Source organism: Massilia sp. Leaf139 (assembly GCF_001424165.1).
Lineage (GTDB): Bacteria > Pseudomonadota > Gammaproteobacteria > Burkholderiales > Burkholderiaceae_D > Telluria.
Map to the genome: position 1 here is coordinate 127,018 of NZ_LMOJ01000025.1, position 20,770 is coordinate 147,787.

23 protein-coding genes are annotated in these 20,770 nt (G+C 65.6%); 18 read left to right on the forward strand and 5 right to left on the reverse strand.

The window, feature by feature from the left end:
• Genes ASF77_RS18335 through ASF77_RS18345 form a run of 3 tightly spaced genes read left to right on the forward strand, consistent with a single transcriptional unit; the run spans position 1 to position 2,254 of the window.
• Positions 1-1,149, forward strand: a complete 1,149-nt coding sequence (locus ASF77_RS18335) for a Do family serine endopeptidase (protein ID WP_056344089.1) — start codon at positions 1-3, stop codon at positions 1,147-1,149.
• 20 nt (positions 1,150-1,169) lie between these two features.
• On the forward strand, positions 1,170-1,862 hold the full coding sequence (locus ASF77_RS18340; protein WP_056342599.1) for a DUF2461 domain-containing protein: 693 nt from the start codon (positions 1,170-1,172) through the stop codon (positions 1,860-1,862).
• 11 nt (positions 1,863-1,873) lie between these two features.
• Complete coding sequence (locus ASF77_RS18345) at positions 1,874-2,254, forward strand: hypothetical protein (RefSeq protein WP_056342602.1); 381 nt, start codon at positions 1,874-1,876, stop codon at positions 2,252-2,254.
• Positions 2,255-2,294: 40 nt separating this feature from the next.
• Here the strand turns inward: ASF77_RS18345 and ASF77_RS18350 are convergent, their stop codons facing one another.
• From ASF77_RS18350 to ASF77_RS18370, 5 genes are all read right to left on the reverse strand, one after another.
• Positions 2,295-3,308: an NAD(P)H-dependent glycerol-3-phosphate dehydrogenase gene (locus tag ASF77_RS18350; RefSeq protein WP_229445490.1), complete on the reverse strand. Its 1,014-nt coding sequence runs from the start codon at positions 3,306-3,308 to the stop codon at positions 2,295-2,297.
• Positions 3,309-3,334: 26 nt separating this feature from the next.
• Entirely contained in the window at positions 3,335-3,778 is a 444-nt protein-coding gene (locus tag ASF77_RS18355) for an SH3 domain-containing protein (RefSeq protein WP_056342610.1), read from the reverse strand.
• A gap of 141 nt (positions 3,779-3,919) precedes the next feature.
• Positions 3,920-4,381 carry a protein-export chaperone SecB gene (secB, locus tag ASF77_RS18360; protein ID WP_056342613.1) on the reverse strand — a complete coding sequence of 154 codons (462 nt, stop codon included), beginning with the start codon at positions 4,379-4,381 and terminating at the stop codon, positions 3,920-3,922.
• Positions 4,382-4,526: 145 nt separating this feature from the next.
• Entirely contained in the window at positions 4,527-4,790 is a 264-nt protein-coding gene (gene grxC / locus ASF77_RS18365) for a glutaredoxin 3 (protein WP_056342617.1), read from the reverse strand.
• Positions 4,791-4,822: 32 nt separating this feature from the next.
• Complete coding sequence (locus ASF77_RS18370) at positions 4,823-5,233, reverse strand: rhodanese-like domain-containing protein (RefSeq protein WP_056342620.1); 411 nt, start codon at positions 5,231-5,233, stop codon at positions 4,823-4,825.
• A gap of 127 nt (positions 5,234-5,360) precedes the next feature.
• Here ASF77_RS18370 and gpmA point away from each other — a divergent pair, with 127 nt between their 5' ends.
• From gpmA to gspF, 15 genes are all read left to right on the forward strand, one after another.
• Positions 5,361-6,107 carry a 2,3-diphosphoglycerate-dependent phosphoglycerate mutase gene (gene gpmA, locus ASF77_RS18375; protein ID WP_056342623.1) on the forward strand — a complete coding sequence of 249 codons (747 nt, stop codon included), beginning with the start codon at positions 5,361-5,363 and terminating at the stop codon, positions 6,105-6,107.
• Between the two features lie 3 nt (positions 6,108-6,110).
• Positions 6,111-7,538 carry a murein hydrolase activator EnvC gene (locus ASF77_RS18380; protein ID WP_373961937.1) on the forward strand — a complete coding sequence of 476 codons (1,428 nt, stop codon included), beginning with the start codon at positions 6,111-6,113 and terminating at the stop codon, positions 7,536-7,538.
• A gap of 8 nt (positions 7,539-7,546) precedes the next feature.
• Positions 7,547-9,025, forward strand: a complete 1,479-nt coding sequence (locus ASF77_RS18385) for a S41 family peptidase (RefSeq protein WP_056342626.1) — start codon at positions 7,547-7,549, stop codon at positions 9,023-9,025.
• 181 nt (positions 9,026-9,206) lie between these two features.
• On the forward strand, positions 9,207-9,968 hold the full coding sequence (locus tag ASF77_RS18390) for a molybdopterin-synthase adenylyltransferase MoeB (protein ID WP_056342629.1): 762 nt from the start codon (positions 9,207-9,209) through the stop codon (positions 9,966-9,968).
• Between the two features lie 172 nt (positions 9,969-10,140).
• Positions 10,141-10,593: a type II secretion system major pseudopilin GspG gene (gspG, locus tag ASF77_RS18395; protein WP_056342632.1), complete on the forward strand. Its 453-nt coding sequence runs from the start codon at positions 10,141-10,143 to the stop codon at positions 10,591-10,593.
• Between the two features lie 8 nt (positions 10,594-10,601).
• Positions 10,602-11,111, forward strand: a complete 510-nt coding sequence (locus ASF77_RS18400) for a GspH/FimT family pseudopilin (RefSeq protein WP_056342635.1) — start codon at positions 10,602-10,604, stop codon at positions 11,109-11,111.
• Positions 11,108-11,488 (forward strand): type II secretion system minor pseudopilin GspI, encoded by a 381-nt coding sequence (gene gspI, locus ASF77_RS18405; RefSeq protein ID WP_229445491.1) that lies wholly within the window; start codon positions 11,108-11,110, stop codon positions 11,486-11,488. Before ASF77_RS18400 ends, gspI begins: the two co-directional genes overlap by 4 nt.
• A complete protein-coding gene (locus ASF77_RS18410) occupies positions 11,485-12,090 on the forward strand; it encodes a type II secretion system protein J (protein ID WP_056342638.1) in 606 nt (201 codons plus the stop codon). Before gspI ends, ASF77_RS18410 begins: the two co-directional genes overlap by 4 nt.
• Positions 12,090-13,268 carry a type II secretion system minor pseudopilin GspK gene (gene gspK, locus ASF77_RS18415; protein ID WP_082493885.1) on the forward strand — a complete coding sequence of 393 codons (1,179 nt, stop codon included), beginning with the start codon at positions 12,090-12,092 and terminating at the stop codon, positions 13,266-13,268. The genes ASF77_RS18410 and gspK overlap by 1 nt, the downstream gene beginning before the upstream one ends.
• A 17-nt stretch (positions 13,269-13,285) precedes the next feature.
• On the forward strand, positions 13,286-14,491 hold the full coding sequence (gene gspL / locus ASF77_RS18420; RefSeq protein WP_082493886.1) for a type II secretion system protein GspL: 1,206 nt from the start codon (positions 13,286-13,288) through the stop codon (positions 14,489-14,491).
• The gene (gene gspM / locus ASF77_RS18425) at positions 14,488-15,009 is read left to right on the forward strand and encodes a type II secretion system protein GspM (RefSeq protein ID WP_056342641.1); all 522 of its coding nucleotides are present in this window, start codon (positions 14,488-14,490) and stop codon (positions 15,007-15,009) included. The genes gspL and gspM overlap by 4 nt, the downstream gene beginning before the upstream one ends.
• Positions 15,006-15,779 carry a type II secretion system protein N gene (gene gspN / locus ASF77_RS18430; RefSeq protein WP_056342644.1) on the forward strand — a complete coding sequence of 258 codons (774 nt, stop codon included), beginning with the start codon at positions 15,006-15,008 and terminating at the stop codon, positions 15,777-15,779. The genes gspM and gspN overlap by 4 nt, the downstream gene beginning before the upstream one ends.
• The gene (gspD, locus tag ASF77_RS18435; protein ID WP_082493887.1) at positions 15,779-18,097 is read left to right on the forward strand and encodes a type II secretion system secretin GspD; all 2,319 of its coding nucleotides are present in this window, start codon (positions 15,779-15,781) and stop codon (positions 18,095-18,097) included. Before gspN ends, gspD begins: the two co-directional genes overlap by 1 nt.
• A 7-nt stretch (positions 18,098-18,104) precedes the next feature.
• Positions 18,105-19,526, forward strand: coding sequence for a type II secretion system ATPase GspE (gspE, locus tag ASF77_RS18440; protein ID WP_056342647.1), 1,422 nt, complete (start codon positions 18,105-18,107; stop codon positions 19,524-19,526).
• Positions 19,527-19,539: 13 nt separating this feature from the next.
• Positions 19,540-20,760, forward strand: coding sequence for a type II secretion system inner membrane protein GspF (gene gspF, locus ASF77_RS18445; protein ID WP_056342650.1), 1,221 nt, complete (start codon positions 19,540-19,542; stop codon positions 20,758-20,760).
• Positions 20,761-20,770 lie beyond the last annotated feature (10 nt).

Here is a 20,770-nt window from a genome sequence, read left to right on the forward strand (position 1 = left end):
CTGCGTCGGCTGTGGCTGCTGTTCGCCCAGGTGGTGACGGTGGCCCTCGCCCTGTATTTTGTGGTGGCGGCCCTGCGCCCGGACTGGCTGGCACGCGCGCCCGTGCAGGTGCCGGTCGGCCCCGGCGCACGCACGGTGCCGGTGCTGCAGGCCCAGGCCGGCGCGGTGGCCGAAAGCTATCGCGAAGCCGCTGGGCGGGCGATGCCGGCCGTGGTGAACATCCTCACCAGCAAGGCCTCGCGCGAAGCCCATCCGATCCTGAAGGATCCGTTTTTCCGGCGCTTTTTCGGCGACCGCCTGCCACCCCAGGAACAGATGTCGAGCCTGGGCTCGGGCGTGATCGTCAGTAACGAGGGCTATATCATCACCAACTTCCACGTCGTCGAAGGGGCCGACCAGATCGAAGTCGGCCTGGCCGACGGGCGGAAAGCGGCGGCGCGCATCGTCGGCACCGATCCGGAAACCGATCTCGCCATCCTCCGCATCAGCGAGCGTAACCTGCCGGTGATGGTGCTGGGCGAGCCGGACGAGGCCCGCGTCGGCGACGTGGTGCTGGCGATCGGCAATCCTTTCGGCGTCGGGCAGACCGTCACCATGGGCATCATTTCGGCCATGGGGCGCAACAATCTGCACATCAACCATTTCGAGAATTTCATCCAGACCGACGCGGCCATTAATTTCGGCAACTCGGGCGGGGCATTGGTCGATACCAACGGCAACCTGCTCGGCATCAATTCCGCCATCTATTCGCAAACCGGCGGCTCGATCGGCATCGGCTTCGCCATCCCCGTCTCCACCGCACGCAACGTGCTCGAGTCGATCATCAAGCACGGGCAGGTGGTGCGCGGCTGGATCGGCATCGAATCGCAGGACATCACCCCCGAGCTGGCCGACAGCTTCGGCCTCGGGCGCCAGAGCGGCGCCATCATTGCCGGCGTCGTGCGCAACGGCCCGGCCGACCGTGCCGGCGTGCGCCCGGGCGACATCTTGCTCGCGGTCGAAGGCGCAACGGTAAAAAACACGGGCGACATGCTGAACCTGGTCGCCCAGCTAGTGCCCGGCGCCAAGGCGCGTTTAAAACTGATGCGCCAGAACCGTGAGTCGACGGTCGATGTCACTGTCGGCAAGCGCCCCCGTCCTTCCCCATAATTTTACTTTTCGGATTTTCCATGCACCTGCGTGACTTGACGCAATTTCTTAGCGAGCTCAGCGAAAACAACACCCGTCCCTGGTTCATCATGAACAAACCGCGCTACGACATCCTGCGCGAAGAATTCCAGGTCGTGGTCACCGAACTGATCCGTGAATTGAGTACATTCGACCGCCAGATCGCTGGCGTCGATCCGAAAAAGGCGATGTTCCGCATCAACCGCGACATCCGCTTCTCGAACGACAAAACCCCCTATAAAACCCGCTTCTCGGCTGGCATCACGCCGAACAACAAGCGCCGTCCGAGCGAGGGCGGCGGCTCGACCTATTATTTCCAGATCGACGGCAATGGCACCCTCGGCATCGGCGCCGGCGAATACCTGCCCCCGGCCGCGCGCCTGAAAGCGATCCGGGAACACGTGGTCAACGATGCGACAGGTTTTACGAAAGTGTTAAAGAATAAACACCTGCGCGCGACCTATGGCGACCTGCTCGATGAAGACAAGCTGCAGCGTCCCCCAAAAGGCTTCGACCCGGCGCACCCGCATATCGAGCACATCAAGCTGAAAAGCTTTTTCGTGTGGACGGAACTGCCGCTCAAGGTGAACGATCCGGACGAGCTGGTGCCGCGGCTGGCGCGCGGATTCAAGGATGCTTTCGCGCTGGTGACCTGGCTGCGCGAAGTGCCGCATACAATCGAGGAAACTGAATAAGAGGAGGCGACATGGCCTTGCAACACGCAGCATCAGGCGAACGGATCGCCTTGCAACGCGGCGAAGACGACATCGCCAATTTCACGTCGATCGCGCTGGCGAAGACCGAGCACATGGAACTCATCCGGCTGATCGTCCCGAAGGACAAGCCGATGCCGGAACACCGGGTCGAAGGAGAGGTCACGCTGCTGTGTCTGGAAGGCGAAGCGGTGGTCGACGCCCACGGCAGCAGCGTCGTGCTGCGTCCGAACGAGATGCTGTATCTGATCGGTGGCGAACCGCACGGCATTCGCGCCAACCAGGATGCGGTGGTGCTGATGACGATCTTATTGGGGCCGGTGCGTACCGGCGGGCCGACGCATACGAACGCCGGCGCAGGGCCGGACAAATAGGGCGCGTTGCGAGGGTGCGCTTTGCTCACCCTCTGCGCTATCAAGCCAGTTCATTCCTCGGATCGCGCGCCAGCAACTGCTTCGCCATCTCCGCCGCGTCATAGCCGTCGAACAGCACCGCCGCCACCGCATTCGTGATTGGCATGTCGACCCCGAGTTTCGCCGCCAGATCGCGCACCGCTTTCGAGCAGGGCACGCCCTCGGCCACATGACCGAGTTCGGCCACGATCGTCTCCAGCGGCTTTCCTTGCGCCAGCGCCAGGCCGACGCGGCGGTTGCGCGACAAATCGCCGGTGCAGGTCAGGATCAAATCTCCCATCCCGGTCAGCCCCATGAAAGTGCTGGCCTGGCCGCCGAGGGCCATGCCCAGGCGCGTGATCTCGGCCAGGCCGCGCGTGATCAGGGCCGCGCGCGCGTTCAGGCCGAGGCCGAGGCCGTCGGCGGTGCCGGTCGCGATGGCCAGCACGTTCTTCACCGCGCCACCCACTTCCACGCCCACCACATCGTCGCAAGCATATACCCGCAGGTTGCCGCCGTGAACGGTGGCGACGACGCTGTCGCGCAAGGCCCTGGAGGTGGAGGCCACCGCCAGCGCGCAGGGCAGGCCGCGCGCAACTTCCTGCGCGAACGAGGGGCCGGACAAGGCTGCGCCGGGCACGGCGTCGCCCAGCACTTCGCGCACCACCTGGTGCGGCAATAAACCGGTGCCGTATTCGAATCCTTTACAAAGCCAGACGACATTCGGAATCGCGCGTCCTTTCAACTGCTCGAGGAGCGGACGCAGGCCGGCCACCGGACAGGCCGCAATCAAGAGCGGCGCCTCGTCGGGATCGGCATCGAGCACGTGCGCCAGGGCCGCCTCGAAATCGGCCGTCAGGCGCAGGCTGGCGGGCAAGGGCTGGCCCGGCAGATAGGTCGTGTTCTCGCGCGCCGCCTCGGTGGCGGCCATCTGGTCGGCATTGCGGCCCCAGAGCAGCACGTCGTGGCGGGCGGCCACCGCGATGGCGACTGCGGTGCCCCAGGCGCCCGCGCCGAGAACAGTGATCTTGTTCATTTTCTTGGTTTCTTGCATGGTTAGATTCAGATGCCCCAGACCTCGGCCGCGCGCACGAAGCCGGCGATGCCATCCTCGTGCCGTACGCGCACCCAATCACCGGCCTGCGGCTCGCCCAGTTCCAGCAGCACGCCCTTGTCGGCGGTCATGAGGATGGCAGCCTGCTCGTCGGGCGCGGCGCGTACCTTGGCCGATCCCGCCTTGACGACGACATTGCGGCGCGTCGACAAGCCTTTCGACTCCGTCCAGGCCAGCTCGCCGTCGGCGTCGCGCACCTTGACCCAATCGCCATAGCGGGCGACGACCTCGACCGGCATGCCGCGCGGCGCGATGTAGCGCTTCATCCCCTTGACCGAGGGCGCGTCGTACAGCACCACGGAGGGCAGGCCGACAGAGCGGAAGTCGGCGCCGCAAGCCTGGGCGCATGCCAGCATCAGCAGCACGGCGGCGGAGAATCGGAAATGGATCATGAGGAGCCCCGGCTCGGTAAAACCAGACGCCAATATGGCAGGAAGGGCATCCGCACCGCGCTTCGATGTCGAAGCGCGGCAAGAATGCCCATCACAATTTCCGGCCGGCCCGGCAAAGCCGAGCGGCCGAACTGATACGACTTAGTTGGCTGGCGCGGCTGCGGCGGCTTCAGCCATCGCCTGGCGGCGCTGCTGGTAGAACACTTCGAAGTTGATCTCGGCCAGGTGCACCGGCGGGAAGCCGGCACGGGTGATCACGTCGGCGATGTTCGCGCGCAGGTATGGGTACACGATGTTCGGGCAGCCGATGCCCAGCAGCGGATCCATCTGGTCGGCAGGAATGTTGCGTGCCTCGAAGATGCCGCCTTGCTTGCCTTCGACCAGGAAAGCGACCTTGTCCTTGACCTTGGCGGTCACGGTGATCGTCACGGTCGATTCGTAGATGCCATCGGCGATTGCTTCAGCGCCAACGTCCAGCGAGACCTCGATGGTCGGGGCTTCCTGCTCGAGGAAGATGGCTGGGGAGTTTGGTTGCTCCAGCGACATGTCTTTCAGGTAGACGCGTTGGATTTGGAAGACTGGTTGCAGATTTTCGTCGGACATGGAACGCTTTCGTTATGAAGTAAGAGGGACGGCAAAGCGCCGCCCCCGTGCGGCTTGGAGTCAACGCAGCGGCAATTGTATCAAAATCAATTTGGATGCAATACTCCCGCGGGGCGCCTTTTTGGGCCGCCCTCGTCGCCCCGCCTCACTCCCCCTTGAGCAACGGATCGAGCCGCCCCGCCTGATCCAGCGCATACAGATCGTCGAAGCCGCCGACATGGGTCTCGCCCACATAGATTTGCGGCACCGTGCGGCGACCGGTCTTTTGCATCATGATCTGGCGCTGTTCCGGGTCGAGGTCGACACGGATACGCTCGATTTCCGTAACGCCCTTCGCTTCGAGCAGGCGCTCGGCGCGGACGCAATACGGGCAGCTGGCGGTGTGATACAGAACAACGTGGGCGCTCATGATGGTTCCTTCCTGTCTTGACTATCTTGAATTTACTTGCTGATTTTGGTGCTCGGCAAACCGGCAGCCGTCCAGGCCGTCATGCCGCCGTCCAGGCTCAGTGCGTCGTCGAAGCCGGCCGCCTTGAGTTGGCGCACGGCCTTGTCGGCGCGGGAGCCGGTCTGGCAGATGACGACCAGGGTACGGCCTTTCGACTTTTCCAGTTCGCCGATGCGATTACTCAAGTCTGCCAGCGGAATGTTTTTCGCGTCGCGCACGTGGCCGGCAGCAAATTCATCGGCGCTGCGGACGTCGAGCAAGGTGGTCTTGCCACGGTTGATCAGCTGGGTCACCTGCAGCGCGGTCGCGCGGCGGCCCTTCGGCGCCAGGGCTGGCCACAGCAGCGCGCCACCGGAAACGACGGCAATGGCGACGATGAAGATATTATCGAGGATGAATTTCACAAGGCTTCCAATGGTTGAATGCAATCCGCGCATTATAAAATAGAAGCCGGACAGGAATATTTTTGACGCCCGATCGGTTGCCGCGGGTGTCTTCGCACGTTTTCTCATACTTAGTAAAGAAGGGCTTATGTACAAAATCGTATTCATGCGCCATGGCGAATCCACCTGGAACCTGGCCAACCGTTTCACCGGCTGGGTCGACGTCGATCTGACCGAAAAGGGCATCAATGAAGCGAAGAATGCCGGCCGCGCGCTGCGCGAAGCGGGCTTTGCCTTCGATCTGGCCTATACCTCGGTACTGAAACGCGCAATCCGCACGCTGTGGCTGGCACTCGACGAGATGGATCAGATGTACCTGCCGATCAAGAACGACTGGCGCCTGAACGAGCGTCACTACGGCGCCCTGCAGGGCCTGGACAAGGGAGAAACGGCTGCCAAGTACGGCGACGAGCAGGTGCTGGTCTGGCGCCGCAGCTACGACACCCCGCCGCCAGCCCTCGAAGAATCGGACGACCGCGTGTCCTTCAACGACCCGCGCTATGCCGGCCTGCCGAAAGCGCAGATCCCCCTGACCGAATGTTTGAAAGACACCGTGGCGCGCGTGATGCCGGTCTGGGACGAGGAAATCGCGCCGGCCATCCGTTCCGGCAAGCAGATCCTGATTTCGGCCCACGGCAACAGCCTGCGCGCCCTGATCAAGATGCTCGACAACATCAGCGACGCCGACATCGTCGGCCTGAACATCCCGAACGGCCAGCCGCTGGTATACGAACTCGATGAAGATCTGAAACCGATCCGCCACTACTACCTGGGCGACCAGGATGCGATCGCTGCAGCGGTCGCGGCCGTGGCGAACCAAGGGAAGGCGAAGTAAGTCTTGCGCTTCCCTATCAAGAAGGTAGCCGCCAGCGCCTTGCTGTGCGGCTTGCTCGCCGTGTCCGCGGCAGGTACTGCCGCGGCCGCCGCCAAGCCCACCGAACGCAGCCGCCAGAAGGCGGCGGCCGAGGCCCAGCGCGCCGGTATCCAGCAAAAGCTGACGGCGCTCAAAAAAGAAATTAGCCGCACCGAGAGCGAAAAAGAAGACGTGGCCGACAACCTGGCCGAGTCGGAAGAGGCGATCTCGAACGCCAACCGCGCCTTGCGCGACCTGGATCAGGAGACGCAGGACACCAACGTGCGTCTGCAAAGTCTCGCCACCGAACAGGAACGGCTGGCACAAACAATTGTTTTACAAAAAAAACAATTGTCTAGTTTGCTGCGCGAGCACTATGTCGCGGGCAATGAAGACCGCATGAAACTGCTGCTCTCGGGCGACAACCCGAACCGCATCAACCGCGACCTGCAAATGATGGCCTACGTATCGCAGGCCCAGGCAAAACTGCTGGCCGCGCTGAACGCGAACCTGGCGCAGGTCGAGCAGAACCGCGAAAAGGTCGAGAACGCAAAAATCGAACTCGAAGAAATCGCCGAGGAACAGCGCGACCAGAAGGCCGTGCTGGAAAAGGAAAAAGCGCGCCGCGCCGCCTTGCTGAACGATCTCTCGAGCAAGCTGGCGGTACAGCGCAAGCAGGCCGACAGCCTGCAGCGCGACGAACAGCGCATGAGCGGCCTGGTCGACCGGCTGACACGCTTGATCCGCGAGCAGGCCGAAGCCGAGCGCAAGCGCCAGGAAGCCCTGGCCGCCGCGCGCGCCAAGGCCAAGGCCGAAGCCGAAGAGGCGGCGCGGGCGCGGGCCCAGGCGCGCGCCGCCGCCCGCGCCGAGCGCGAACGCCTGGCGCGCGAAGCGGCCAAGGCCGGCAAGCCGGCGCCGAAACCGCTGCCGCCGGAACCGGAAGAACCGAAGGTGGCCGAGCAGCCGCGGGAAGAGCGCGCGCCGGACATTTCGCTCGCGCCCGCCGCCCCGGCCGGTGCTTTTGCCGCCATGAAGGGACGCTTGAACGCGCCCGTCAGCGGCAACGTCGTGGCCCGCTTCGGCGCCAAGCGCGGCGGCGACGGCCCGAGCTGGAAAGGCATGTTCATCAAGGCACCGGAAGGCACCGAAGTGCGCGCCGTGGCCGTGGGCAGGGTGGTGCACTCGGGCTGGATGCGCGGCTTCGGCAACCTGATCATCGTCGACCACGGCGGCGACTATCTATCGATCTACGCCAACAACCAGACTTTATTAAAACGCCTGGGCGACGCGGTGCGCGCGGGCGAGCCGATTGCGAGCGCGGGCAACACCGGCGGTAACGAAGAATCAGGGCTATACTTTGAGCTCAGGCATCTGGGTAAGGCCTTCGATCCGGCAAGCTGGGTCAAATTCTAGGGGCAGCGATGGGCAACAAACTGAAAAGCATGGGCCTGGTCGGCCTCGGGATGGTGGCCGGCGTGGCATTGACGGCACAGGTCTCGGCCTGGGCGCAGAAGGGCGAAGCGGGCCCGCTGCCGCTGGACGAACTGCGCCAGCTGGCCGATGTCTTCGGTCTCATCAAAAGCGATTACGTGGTGCCGGTCGAGGACAAAAAACTCTTGTCCGACGCCATCGGCGGCATGGTCGCCTCGCTCGACCCGCATTCGGTCTACCTCGACCAGAAGTCCTACCGCGAGATGCGCGAAAGCGTGCAGGGTAAATTCGTCGGCATCGGCATCGAAGTGGCCGCCGAAGACGGCTACGTAAAAATCGTCTCGCCGATCGAGGATTCCCCGGCCTACCGCGCCGGCATCAAGGCGGGCGACCTGATCACCCGCATCGACAATGTTCCGGTGAAGGGCCTGGCGATCGACGACGCCATCAAGAAGATGCGCGGCAAGCCCGGCAGCAAGGTGACGCTGACGATCGCCCGCCGCGGCGAGGATCGTCCCTGGGTGGTGCCGGTGGTGCGCGAGGAAATCCGCGTGCTGAGCGTCAAGGCCAAGATGGTCGAGCCCGACTACGCCTGGGTGCGCATCAGCCAGTTCCAGGAAGCGACGCTGGAGGAGCTGGCGACCAAGACGCAAGCGCTGTACGCCGCCAATCCGAATATCAAGGGCCTGGTGCTGGACCTGCGCAACGATCCGGGCGGCCTGCTGCCGGGTGCGATCGGCGTCTCGACCGCCTTCCTGCCGAAGGAAGAGCTGATCGTCTCGACCAAGGGCCAGTTGCCCGACTCGAACCAGAATTACTATGGCCGGCGCGAATTCTATGCGCCGCGCGGCGCCGACCCGCTGGCGAAGCTGCCGGCGGCGCTGAAAACCGTGCCGTTGGTGGTGCTGGTCAACGGCGGCTCGGCCTCGGCCTCGGAAATCGTCGCCGGCGCCCTGCAGGACTACAAACGCGCCATCGTGATGGGCAGCCAGACCTTCGGTAAGGGTTCGGTGCAAACCCTGCGTCCGCTGTCCGCCGATACCGCCATCAAATTGACCACCGCGCGCTACTACACCCCCAAGGGGCGGCCGATCCAGGCCAGCGGCATCGTGCCCGATTTAAAGGTGGAAGAAACGGCGGAGGGCGACGGCCTGAATGCCCTGCGCGTGCGCGAAGTCGACCTGCAGCGCCACCTGACCGGCGAAAACGAAAAGCCGGGCGCGGCCGCGGCGAAAGATGCACGGGACGGCGCCGAGCAGCGCCAGCGCGCACTGGCCCTGCTGAAAAACCGCAAGCCGCTGGAACTGGGCGGCAAGGACGATTTTCAGTTGGCCCAGGCCCTGAACCATTTCAAGGGCTTGCCAGTCAAAGTCGCCGCGCCGGAAGCGGAGGAAGTGACGCCGCCGGCGCCGAAGGAATTACCGGGCGCCGAGACGAAACCGCCTGAACTCAAAGGCTCGAAGAAATAAGATAGGGTGGACGGCTCGACCCAGGCGCATGCGCGCCTGCGGCGCCGATGCCGTCCACGTGTCCAAGCACCACGTGAAACCTCGCGTCCGTATCGGCACGGGTTGAACGCGTGGACGGCGCTGGCAGCGCGGACGATCACGCGATTCGGTAGAGCCGTCCACCCTTACGTCACGATCCCCGATGAACGACCAACAATTGCTGCGCTATTCGCGCCACATCCTGCTCGACGAGATCGGTATCGAAGGCCAGGTCCGCCTGCTGGCGGCGCATGCCCTCGTCATCGGCGCCGGCGGCCTCGGCTCTCCGGTAGCGCTGTACCTGGCGGCAAGCGGCGTCGGCCAGATTACCCTGGTCGACGACGACGCGGTCGATCTAACCAATCTGCAGCGCCAGGTGATGCACACGACAGGACGCATCGGCACCCCCAAGGTCGAGTCCGGCCGCGCGGCTTTGCGCGACATCAACCCCGAAGTGCATATCACGGCCTTGTGCGAGCGCGCCGACGAGGCGCGCCTGCGCGAACTGGTACGCACGGCCTCGGTCGTGCTCGATTGCAGCGACAACTTCGCCACCCGCCATGCCCTCAATCGCGCCTGTGTCGGCGCCGGCGTGCCGCTGGTGGCGGGCGCGGCAATCCGGTTCGACGGGCAATTGTCCGTCTTTGACATGCGGCGCGCCGATTGCCCCTGCTATGCTTGCGTCTTCCCCGAGGACAGCGGCTTCGAGGACGTCGCCTGCAGCACGATGGGGGTGTTCGCTCCCCTGGTCGGGATCGTCGGCGCCGTGCAGGCGGCCGAGGCCTTAAAGCTGATCGTGGGCATCGGCACCCCACTGGCGGGACGGCTGCTGCTGCTCGATGCACGGGCCATGGAATGGACGGAAATCCGCGCCGCACGCAATCCAGGCTGTTCTGTCTGCGCGGAAAGACCTGCGCACGGCTGAGAAAGCACGCGGGTTTGCTCTGCAATACAATGGCGCACCGCCGCGGGTGGCTGTTGCCGCCATTCGGCCTTATACTAAGGAGCGCGCCTAGTCAGATCCCATGAGCAGATCCCATGGCCGTATTCCATTAGACGCTCCAGTTCCGTTCCGATCCACCTTACCAAGATTGACTATGCAGATCGTTTCGCACCGCGCAGTTGGCCGGCGTCTCGCACGCGGCTTCACCCTCGTTGAAATCATGGTTGTCGTGGTCATCATCGGCATTCTCGGCGCGCTGGTCGTGCCGAAGCTGCTGGGCCGTACCGGCGAGTCGCGCGTGGTCGCGGCCAAGACCGACATCGCCACCCTGATGCAGGCCCTGAAACTCTACAAGCTGGACAACCAGCGCTATCCGACCACCGAGCAGGGCCTGCAAGCCCTGATCGCCAAGCCGACCTCGGGCCCGTCCGCGAACGGCTGGAAGGAAGGCGGCTATGTCGAGAAACTGCCGAAAGACCCATGGGGTAATTCGTACCAGTACCTGTCGCCCGGCCTGCACGGCGAAGTCGACATCTTCTCGTTCGGCGCCGATGGCCAAGCCAGCGGCGAGGGCGAAGACGCCGACGTCGGCTCCTGGCAGCAATAAGGCCCATCATGGCTGGCGTCGCGCCGCCGCGCCACATTCGCAGGGCCGCCGGTTTCACCTTGGTGGAAATCCTGGTCGTGATGGTCATCATCGGCATCACGCTCGGGATGGCCTCGCTCAACGCGATTCCGAGCCCGCGCCAGGATCTCGAAAACGAGGCCAAACGCCTGACCCTGCTGCTGCAACTGGCACGTGACGAAGCCATCGTGCGCAACCGGCAAGTGGCCTTCGAAGCGACGCCCGACCGCTACCGTTTCCTGGTGCGCAACGACACCGGCTGGACACCGATGAACGAGGACGATTTATTGCGCGAACGGCCGTTCAAGAATGCACCGGTGCGCCTGCTGCTCGATCCGCCGGCAGCCGGCATCGGCGGCGACACCATGCGCGTCACCTTCGGCCGCGAACCGGTCGACAAACCTTTTATTTTGACCCTGGCCAGCGGCAACAACAGCGTCGGCATCCGCGCCGACGGCGTCGGCCATTTCACGGTGATCGAACCGGGGGAGCAGCAGTGAGCCGCCGTCCGATCGCCGCCGGATTCACCCTGCTCGAAGTGCTGGTCGCGCTCGTCATCGTCGGCACCGCGCTGGCGGCCGGCCTGCGCGCCGTCGGCAGCCTGGCCTCGAACGGCGCCAGCCTGCGCGCCTCGATGATGGCGACCTGGTCGGCCGAGAACCGCCTGGTGCAGATCCGCCTCAACCGCGAATTCCCCGAAGTGGGCAAGCGCAGCTATGCCTGCGGACAGGGCGATCTGAAACTGATGTGCACCGACGAGGTGCTGGTCAGCCCGAATCCGCAGCTGCGCCGCGTCGAAGTCTCGGTCTACGACATGGACAACCCGAACCGCCGCATCCTGAAACTCATTCAGCTCGTGCTGAGGCCGACCTCATGAAGACGGCACGCGGCTTTACCCTGGTCGAACTCCTGGTCGCGATCGGCATCCTCGCCATGGTCGCCGTGCTCGGCTGGCGCGGGCTGGACGGCATCGTGCGGGCGCGGGTGGCCCTGACCGACCAGATGGAAATGACGCGCGGCATGCAGCTGGCCTTCGCCCAGCTGCAAAGCGATTGCGAGCACGCGGTCGACGCCACCATGCTCGGACGGCGTCCCTTCCTGCTCCAGGCCGAGAACCGGATCACCCTGGTGCGCACCGTGTTCAACGAAAACGAACCGGCGCGCCTGCAGGTGATCGCCTACCGCCTGGTGGACGGCCAGCTGATGCGGCGCGAATCGAGCGCCACCCGTGACCTGGTCGAGCTCGACGCCTTGTGGCGCGCTTCGATCAGCGATACCGACCCGACGCCGCCGGTGACGCTGCAGGGCGGCGTGCAGTCGATGGGTGTGCTCGTCTGGCAAAACAATACCTGGAAGCCGCAGCCGGACATGACGCCGGGCGGCACGCCCACGAGTCCGATCACCGGCGTGCAGGTGGTGCTGGCGGCGCGCGGCTATCCGCAGCCGCTGACCAAGTCCTTCCTGCTGGGGAGCATCTGATGCGTTCGATCGTGCGCATGCAGCGCCAGCGCGGCGTCGCCGTCATTACTGCTTTGCTGCTGACCACGTTGGCGATCTCGATTGTCGCCAGCCTGTTCTGGCAGCAGCAGGTGCAGGTGCGCTCGATGGAAAACCAGCGCTTGCACCTGCAGACGCGCTGGATCCTGCGTGGCGCCCTGGACTGGTCGACGCTGGTGCTGCGCCAGGACGCCTACGACAATCCGCGCTACACGGCGCTGACGCACGTCTGGGCCACCCCCCTGGCGGAAACCCGGCTCGACCAGTACATTGAACGCGAACGGGTCGAAGGCGAGGTGTTCGACGCGAGTCTTTCCGGCAACATCATGGATGCCACCTCGCGTTACAATCTGCGCAATCTGGCGCGCCGGACGGGTAACGGCGCCGTGATCGACGCGGCCAACCTGGCGATCTTCCAGCGCCTGCTGACCAACCTGCAGATCAATCCGGCGCTGGCCAAGACGGCCGCCAACCTGATCGCGGGCAGCCAGCCGGCGGTTGTGGCCGCCGGCACGGTCGACCCGATCACGGGGCAGGAAGTGGGCGGCGAGGAACGCGACCCGAACGACGAGGCCGCTGGGCAGGACGGCGCCGCGGCGGCCGAGGGCGGCGGCTCGATTGCGCCCGGCACGGTACCCAAAGGTGTGGCCGGCGTTGCGGATGCGGGCGGCGGCGCTGGCGATGGCGGGGATGGAAGCGATGGCGCCCAGGCCGCCTCGATTCCGGTCTCGCGCACGGATCTGGGCACGCCGATCAAATTCCTCGAAGTCGAGGATTTATTGGCGGTGCGCGGCTTGACGCCGGAAATGCTGGCCAAGCTGCGTCCCTACATCATCGTGCTGCCCGATCGCACGCCGGTCAATGTGAACACGGCGTCGGCCGAAGTGCTGGCGGCGGTGATCCCGAATTTTTCGCTGTCGGAAGCGAACGCCTTATTGGCACGGCGGCGCAACATCCCCTGGGACGATATTGGCAAGTTCCAGAACGAAATTTCCGGGCGCACACCGGTGGCCGATTCGATCAGCGTGAAAAGCGACTGGTTCCTCGTGAACAGCCGCATCCGCCTCGACCGGGCGACATTGAATGCGCAGTCGCTGATCCAGCGTAGCGCCAATCCGATCGGCGGCGGCGTCAAGGTGGTTTGGGTTCGTCAAGACTAACAAGAAAGCGAGACGGTTTGACTACACTTTATATCCGGCATCCGGCGCGCGCAGAAGGAGAGGGCGCGCCATGCCGCTTCGCCGTCGTCGGCGACGGCGGCACCATCGAGCAGCAGGGAGAAGGCGCGCTGCGCACCCTCACCGATATCGTCGCCAACCGCCGCGTCGTACTGCTGCTGGCCGGCACCGACGTCAATCTGCTGGCGCTGCAGATGCCGCCGCTGACCGGTGCGCGCCTGCGCGCCGCCTTGCCGGGCTTGGTCGAGGAACACATCCTGGGCGACCCGGCCGACTGCGTGCTGGTCGCCGGCCCCGCCGCCGCCGACGGCACCCGGCCGGTGGCGGTGGTGGCGCGCGACTGGCTCGAGCCGCTGGTGCGCACGCTGCTGGCGCAGGGGGCGCGCAGCGTCGTCGCCCAGCCGGCGCAACTGTGCCTGCCGCTGCAGCCGGGCGGCGTCAGTGCCGCCCTGAACGGCAGCGAACTGCTGCTGCGCCAGGGGCAATTCGCCGGCCTCGGCCTGGCGCTCGATGCCAATCCGGCCAGCGCCCTGCAAACGGCGCGCGCCCTGGCCGGCGACGCGCCGCTCACTTTATATCTGCCGCGCGAACAGCTGGGCGAATACGGCGTGCTGCTGGCCGAAGCCGGCCCCGGCACGGTGCTGGAAGCCGACGACTGGGCCCACTGGATCGCCGGCGCGCGCAGCACCAGTTTCGATCTGGTGCCGGGCCTGGGCAGCGCCGGGGCGCGCCAGACCGACTGGCGCCGCTGGCGCGTACCGATCGCGTTGGCCTTCCTTGCCGTCGTCGTCAACCTGGCCGGCATCAACATCGAATGGCTGCGCCTGCGCGGCGAAGCCGAGGCCGTGCGCAAGCAGATGGCGCAGACCTTCCAGTCGGTGTATCCGAACCAGCCGATGGTCGATCCGGTGGCGCAGATGCGCCAGGGAATCGCGCGCGCCCAGGCCGGCAGCGGCCAGATCGGCGCGGACGAATTCATCTACCTGGCCGGCGCGCTGGGCGACGCCAGCCGCGAATTGCCGCGCCCGCCCGGAATTTCCTCAATCGAATACAAGGAACGCGTGTTGCGGGTACGGGTCAAACCGGAAACGGTCGACCCCGCCGCACTGCGCCAGCTGCAGGCGGCGCTGTCCGCGCGCAGTTTGTCTTTGGAAGCACCCGCACCCGACAATTGGCTGGTGCGCAGCACGGGAGCCAAGCCATGAGTCTGGTCAGTACTGTCGGCCGGGCGCGCGAACGCGCCACCGGTTATTGGGTCGCACGCAGCGAGCAGGAGCGCCGCTACCTGGCCGCCGGCTTCGGCGTCGTCCTGTGCGCGCTGGTGTATATCGGCCTGATCGAACCGGCCGTGGAGGGCCGCGCCCGCTTGCAGCGTTCGCTGCCCGAGCTGCGCCAGCAAGCGGCCCAGCTCGCCGGCATGGCCACCCAGGCGCGCGCGCTAGCGGGCCAGGCGCCGGTGCCGGTGTCGCCGATGACGCGCGAAAGCCTGATGGCCAGCCTGAGTGCGCGCGGCATCACGCCCGGCTCGCTCACGCTGACCGGAGAATTCGCGCGTTTGCAGGTAACCGGCGTATCCTTCGCCAATTTGGTGTCATGGCTCGATGCCCAGCGCCGCGAAAACCGCATCGCCGTGCAGGAAGGCAGTTTCACCGCCCAGGATCCGGTCGGGCAGGTCGACGCCAACCTGACGCTGCGCCAGGATAACGGGACCGCTGCCCGATGAGGCGGGGCCTCGGTTGGCTGGTCGTGGTCGCTCTGGCGATCGCGCTGACGATGTTCGCCTTCTTGCCGGCCAGCTGGCTCGGCACGATGGTCGAACGCCAGACCGGCGGTCGTTTGACTCTCGGGGATGCGCAGGGTACGCTCTGGAACGGCTCAGCCTTTGTGGGCGGAGCGCCGGGCGAGGGCGGGTCGGTGACGCCGCTGCTGCCGGGACGTTTTACCTGGCACTTGTCGCCGCTGGTGCTGTTCGGGCGCGTGGACATGCGGCTCGAAAATCCACAGGCGCTGGCGCAGCCGGTGCAGGTCACGGGCAGCTGGTCGCAGTGGCAGGTGAGCGAAGGACAATTGCTGTTGCCGGCGGAAGGGCTGGCCGGGCTGGGGGCGCCGCTCAACACGCTGGTGCCCACGGGCGTGATCCGGCTCTCGTGGAACCGGCTCGACCTGACGCGCCAGCCGAACAGTGTGGCGGTGACCGGACGCACGACCCTGACGATGAGCGATATGGGTTCGCGCATGGCGCCCGTCAAGCCGCTCGGCAGCTACGAGATGATGATGGACTGGCGCGGCCAGCAAGCCGACCTGGTGTTGCGCACGGTGCGCGGCGCCTTGCTGTTGTCGGGAAATGGAACACTGCAAAATGGGCGCCTGCGCTTTTCAGGGCAAGCGTCGGCCGCCGATGGCTACGAAGAAACCTTGGGCAACATGCTCAATCTTCTTGGCCAGCGCCGCATGGTGAACGGTAAAAACATAATCGCATTAGAGTTCAGATAATGAAAACATCCTTCCGTAGCACCCCCGAATTCTCCGCAGTGCGCTCGACTTCGCATCCGGCCCTGCGTCGCATTGCGGCCGGGGTCATGTTGTGCTGCGCGGTGGCCACGGCCTTGCCGCCGGCGCCCGCATTCGCCCAGGAAAACGCCGCCGCCTTGTCTTTCGTGAACGCCGACATCGAATCGGTGATCAAGGCCGTCGGCCACTACACGGGGATGACCTTCATTATCGATCCGCGTGTCAAAGGCACGCTGACCCTGGTGTCGGAAAAATCGCTGACCAAGAGCCAGGCTTTCGGCCTGCTCACCTCCGCCCTGCGCCTGCAGGGCTTTGCCGTGGTGACCACCGGCGAAGGCTATGCCAAGGTGGTGCCGGAAGCCGAGGCCAAGCTGCAATCCTCGCCGACCCAGGTCGGCAAGCGCGGCACCCGCGTGCAGGGCGACCAGATCGCCACGCAAATCTTCCACCTGTCGTATGAATCGGCGGCCAACCTGACGGCCGTGCTGCGTCCGCTCATCTCGCCGAACAATTCGATCATGGCCAATCCGGGCAACAATAGCCTGGTCATCACCGACTACGCCGACAACCTGCGCCGCCTGTCGCGCATCATTGCCGCGCTCGACGCGCCGGTGGCGGCCGACCTCGACGTGGTACCGATCCGTAACGGCATCGCCAGCGACATCGCCACCCTCGTCTCGCGCCTGATGGAACCGGCCGCCGGCGGCGACTCCGGCCGCGTCACGATCCTGGCCGACGCCCGCACCAATTCGGTGGTGGTGCGCGCGCCTTCGCAAGCCCGCGCCAACCTCGCCAAATCGCTGATCGCCAAGCTCGACCAGGCAACCAGCGAGAAAGGCAATATCCACGTCGTCTATCTGAAAAATGCCGACGCCAGCAAGGTGGCGCAGACGCTGCGCGCCGTCGTCTCGCAGGATGCCTCGGCGGTGCCGGTGCAGCAGCAGGGCACGGCGGGCGGCTCGATCCAGGCTGGCGCCGCGGGCGGCACCGGTGGCGGCCTGGGCGGCGGCCAGCAGGGCCAGCAAGGCCTCGGCGCCGGCGGTTCCAGCAGCAACTACAGCCAGCAGGGCCAGGCCACCGCCGGCGGCGCGGGCGGTGGCGCCGGTTCCGGCTTCATTCAGGCGGACGCGTCCACCAACAGCCTGATCATCACGGCGCCAGATGCGATCTACCGCAACCTGCGCGGCGTCATCGACCAGCTCGACGTGCGCCGCGCCCAGGTGTATATCGAGGCGCTGGTGGTCGAGATGAACACGACCAAGGCGGCCGAATTCGGCGTCCAGTGGCTCGGTTTGTCGGGCAGCGACACCAGCAAATACCGGGTCGGCGCGATCCAGGGCTTCAAGTCGAACAGCGCCAACAACATCGTCAACCTGGCCGCCGCTGCGCGCGCCGGCGTCACCGGCGAAAGCGGCCCGCCGTCGCTGCCGGGCCTGACCCTCGGCATCTTCAAGCAGATCAACGGCGAGCTCGGCCTGGGCGCCGTGGCCAGCGCGCTGGAAAACGAAGGCGCGGCGAATGTGCTGTCCACGCCGAACATGATCACCCTCGACAATGAGCTGGCGACGATCAAGGTCGGCCGCAACATCCCGATCCTGACCGGCTCGTTCACGACGGCCGCCAGCGGCTCCACGAATCCGTTCCAGACGGTCGACCGCAAGGACATCGGCCTCTTGATGAAAGTGCGTCCGCAGATTTCCGAAGGCGGCGTCATCAAACTGTCGATCTACCACGAAAATTCCGACATCGACGAAACCCTGGATCGCCCGGAAGGCATCGTCACGACCCTGCGCGCGATCGAGAGCAATGTCCTGGCCGACGATGGCCAGATCATCGTGCTGGGCGGCCTGATTTCGGACGACGAAAACCATCAGCAGGAGAAGGTACGCGGCCTGGGCGACATCCCGGTGCTGGGCAACCTCTTCAAGTACCGCACCCGCACCCGCGAAAAAACCAACCTGATGGTCTTCCTGCGTCCGGTCGTGGTGCGCAGCAAGGAGCAGAACAACAGCATCTCGCTCGACCGCTACGAATACATGCGCGCCCTGGGCGTGACCACCCAGCCGCAAGACGATACCGTCCTGCTGCGCAGCCTCGGCGCGCCCGAACTGCCGCCGCTGACCAACGGCCAGCCGCCTGCCGGCGGCACCATGGCCACCCAGCCGCCGCCGGCCCCGCCGCCGGTGCGTCCGGGCGCGGCCACCGGCGCTGGCGTAACCCAGCCGGCCGCGCCGCAATCCCAACAGAACCAGGCGCCCGTGCCCCAATTCCGCCCGGTGACGCCGCCGAACCAGAAGTGATGCCATCATGACCAACCTGTTGCCTTACGCCTTCGCCCGCGATCACGGGGTGTTGGCGCGCACTGGCGATGACACTGGACAGAGCGTCGAAGTGCTGGTGTCCAGCAGCACGCCGCCGGCCGCCATCGCCGAGGTCTCGCGCCGCTTCGGCCGCATCAGCTTGCGCCGTCTCGACCGCAGCGAACTCGACGATGCGATCGCCGCCGCCTATGCCTCCGCCGGCGGCGACGCCAGCCAGGTCGCCGACGAATTCGACGCCGACCTCGACCTGACGCGCCTGCTGCAAGACGTGCCGGCCATCGAAGACCTGCTCGAATCGTCCGACGATGCGCCCGTCATCCGCATGATCAATGCCCTGCTCACCCAGTCGCTGCGCGAAGGGGCGTCCGATATCCACATCGAACCTTTCGAGCAAACCTCGGTCGTACGTTTTCGTATCGATGGCGCCTTGCGCGACATCGTGCGTCCACGCAAGGGTATCCACGCCTCCCTCATCTCGCGTATCAAGATCATGTCGCAGCTCGACATCGCCGAAAAACGCCTGCCGCAGGATGGCCGCATCACGCTGCGCGTGGGCGGCAAACCCGTCGACGTGCGCGTCTCCACCTTGCCGACCGGCCACGGCGAGCGCGCCGTGCTGCGTCTGCTCGACAAGGAAGCGGGCCGCCTCGACCTGTCGCACCTGGGCATGAGTCCCGATCTGCTGCCGCAGTTCGACAAATTGATCAATCAGCCGCACGGCATCGTGCTGGTCACGGGCCCGACCGGTTCCGGCAAGACCACCACGCTGTACGCGGCGCTGTCGCGTCTGAATGCCTCGACCACCAACATCATGACGGTGGAGGATCCGATCGAGTACGACCTGAACGGCGTCGGCCAGACCCAGGTCAACGCCCGCATCGACATGACCTTCGCGAAAGCCCTGCGCGCCATCCTGCGCCAGGATCCGGACGTGATCATGATCGGCGAGATCCGCGACCTGGAAACGGCGCAGATCGCCGTCCAGGCTTCCCTCACCGGCCACCTGGTGCTGGCGACCCTGCACACCAACGATGCCGCCGCGGCCGTCACCCGCCTGCTCGACATGGGCATCGAACCCTTCCTGCTGTCGTCGTCCCTGCTGGGCGTGATGGCGCAGCGCCTGGTGCGCAAACTCTGTTCGCACTGTAAGAAGAGCGACGGCGTGCACTGGCACGCGGTCGGCTGCGAGCGCTGCGGCCATACCGGCTACCATGGCCGGGTCGGCGTCTACGAGCTGCTGCAAACGGACGAGGGCATTCGCGCCCAGATCCACAACCAGGCCTCCGAGGCGGAAATCCGCGCCGCGGCCCAGGCCAGCGGCATGCGCACCATGCGCGAAGACGGCGAGCGCTGGCTGCGCGACGGCACCACGACGCAAGCCGAGTTGCTGCGTGTAACAAAAGACTGAGCAAGGATCAAGGATGCCGGCATTTCGCTATGAAGCTGTCGACGCGGGCGGCGCCACCAAGAAGGGTGTCGTGAATGCCGACAGCCCGCGCGCCGCGCGCGCCGACTTGCGCGTGCAGGGACTGACGCCGCTGAACGTCGAGGCGATTGCCGCCCAGGTCGACGCCAGCGGCGTTACCCGTTCCCGCGGCTTCGGCGAACGCCTGTCCTCGGTCGAGCTGGCGCTGTTTACGCGCCAGATGGCCAGCCTGCTGGAAGCGGGGCTGCCGCTCGAACAGGCATTTACCGCGCTGCTGGAACAGGCCGAAAAGCCGTATCTGCGTGACCTGATCGCCTCGATCCGCGCCGAAGTCATGGGCGGCATCGCTTTTTCGGATGCCTTGTCGCACCACCCGCGCGATTTCGATCCGATCTACCGCGGCCTGGTCTCCTCGGGCGAGCAGATCGGCCAGCTGGCGCGCGTGCTGTCGCGCCTGGCCGACTACATCGAGCGCCGCAATTCGCTGGTGCAGAAGGTACGCCTGGCGTTTACCTATCCGGCCATCGTCACCGTCGTCGCCTTTGCCATCGTTATTTTCCTGCTCACCTATGTGGTGCCGCAGATCGTGTCGGTGTTCGCCAACACCAAGCAGAAGCTGCCGCTGCTGACGGTGCTGATGCTGGCCGTGTCGGACTTCATGCGCGCCTGGGGCATCGTGCTCGGGATCGCCCTGGTGGCCGCCTGGTTCGCCTGGCGCCGGGCGCTGCAAAACCCGGCCCTGAAACGGCGCTGGCATACCTGGCTGCTGACGGCGCCCGTGTACGGCAAGTTCGAACGCAGCCTGAACACGGCCCGCTTCGCCAGTACGCTCGCGATCACGACCGGTTCCGGCGTGCCCATCCTGCGCGCTCTCGACACCAGCCGCGATACCTTGTCGAACGTCGCCATGCGCGAACTGGTCGAACAGGCGACCGCCAGCGTGCGCGAGGGCATCAGCCTGGCGCGGGCGCTTTCCGTGCAAAAACATTTTCCGCCGATGCTGGTGCATATGATCCGCGCCGGCGAAATCACCGGCGAACTGCCGGCCATGCTGGAACGCGCGGCCAATTCCCAACAGGCCGACCTCGAGCGCCGCACGCTGACCATTGCCGGCCTGCTCGAGCCGGTGCTGATCCTGGCCATGGGCCTGGTGGTGCTCCTGATCGTGCTGGCGGTCTTGATGCCGATCATTGAAATCAACCAGCTGGTGCGCTAACAAGGAAACC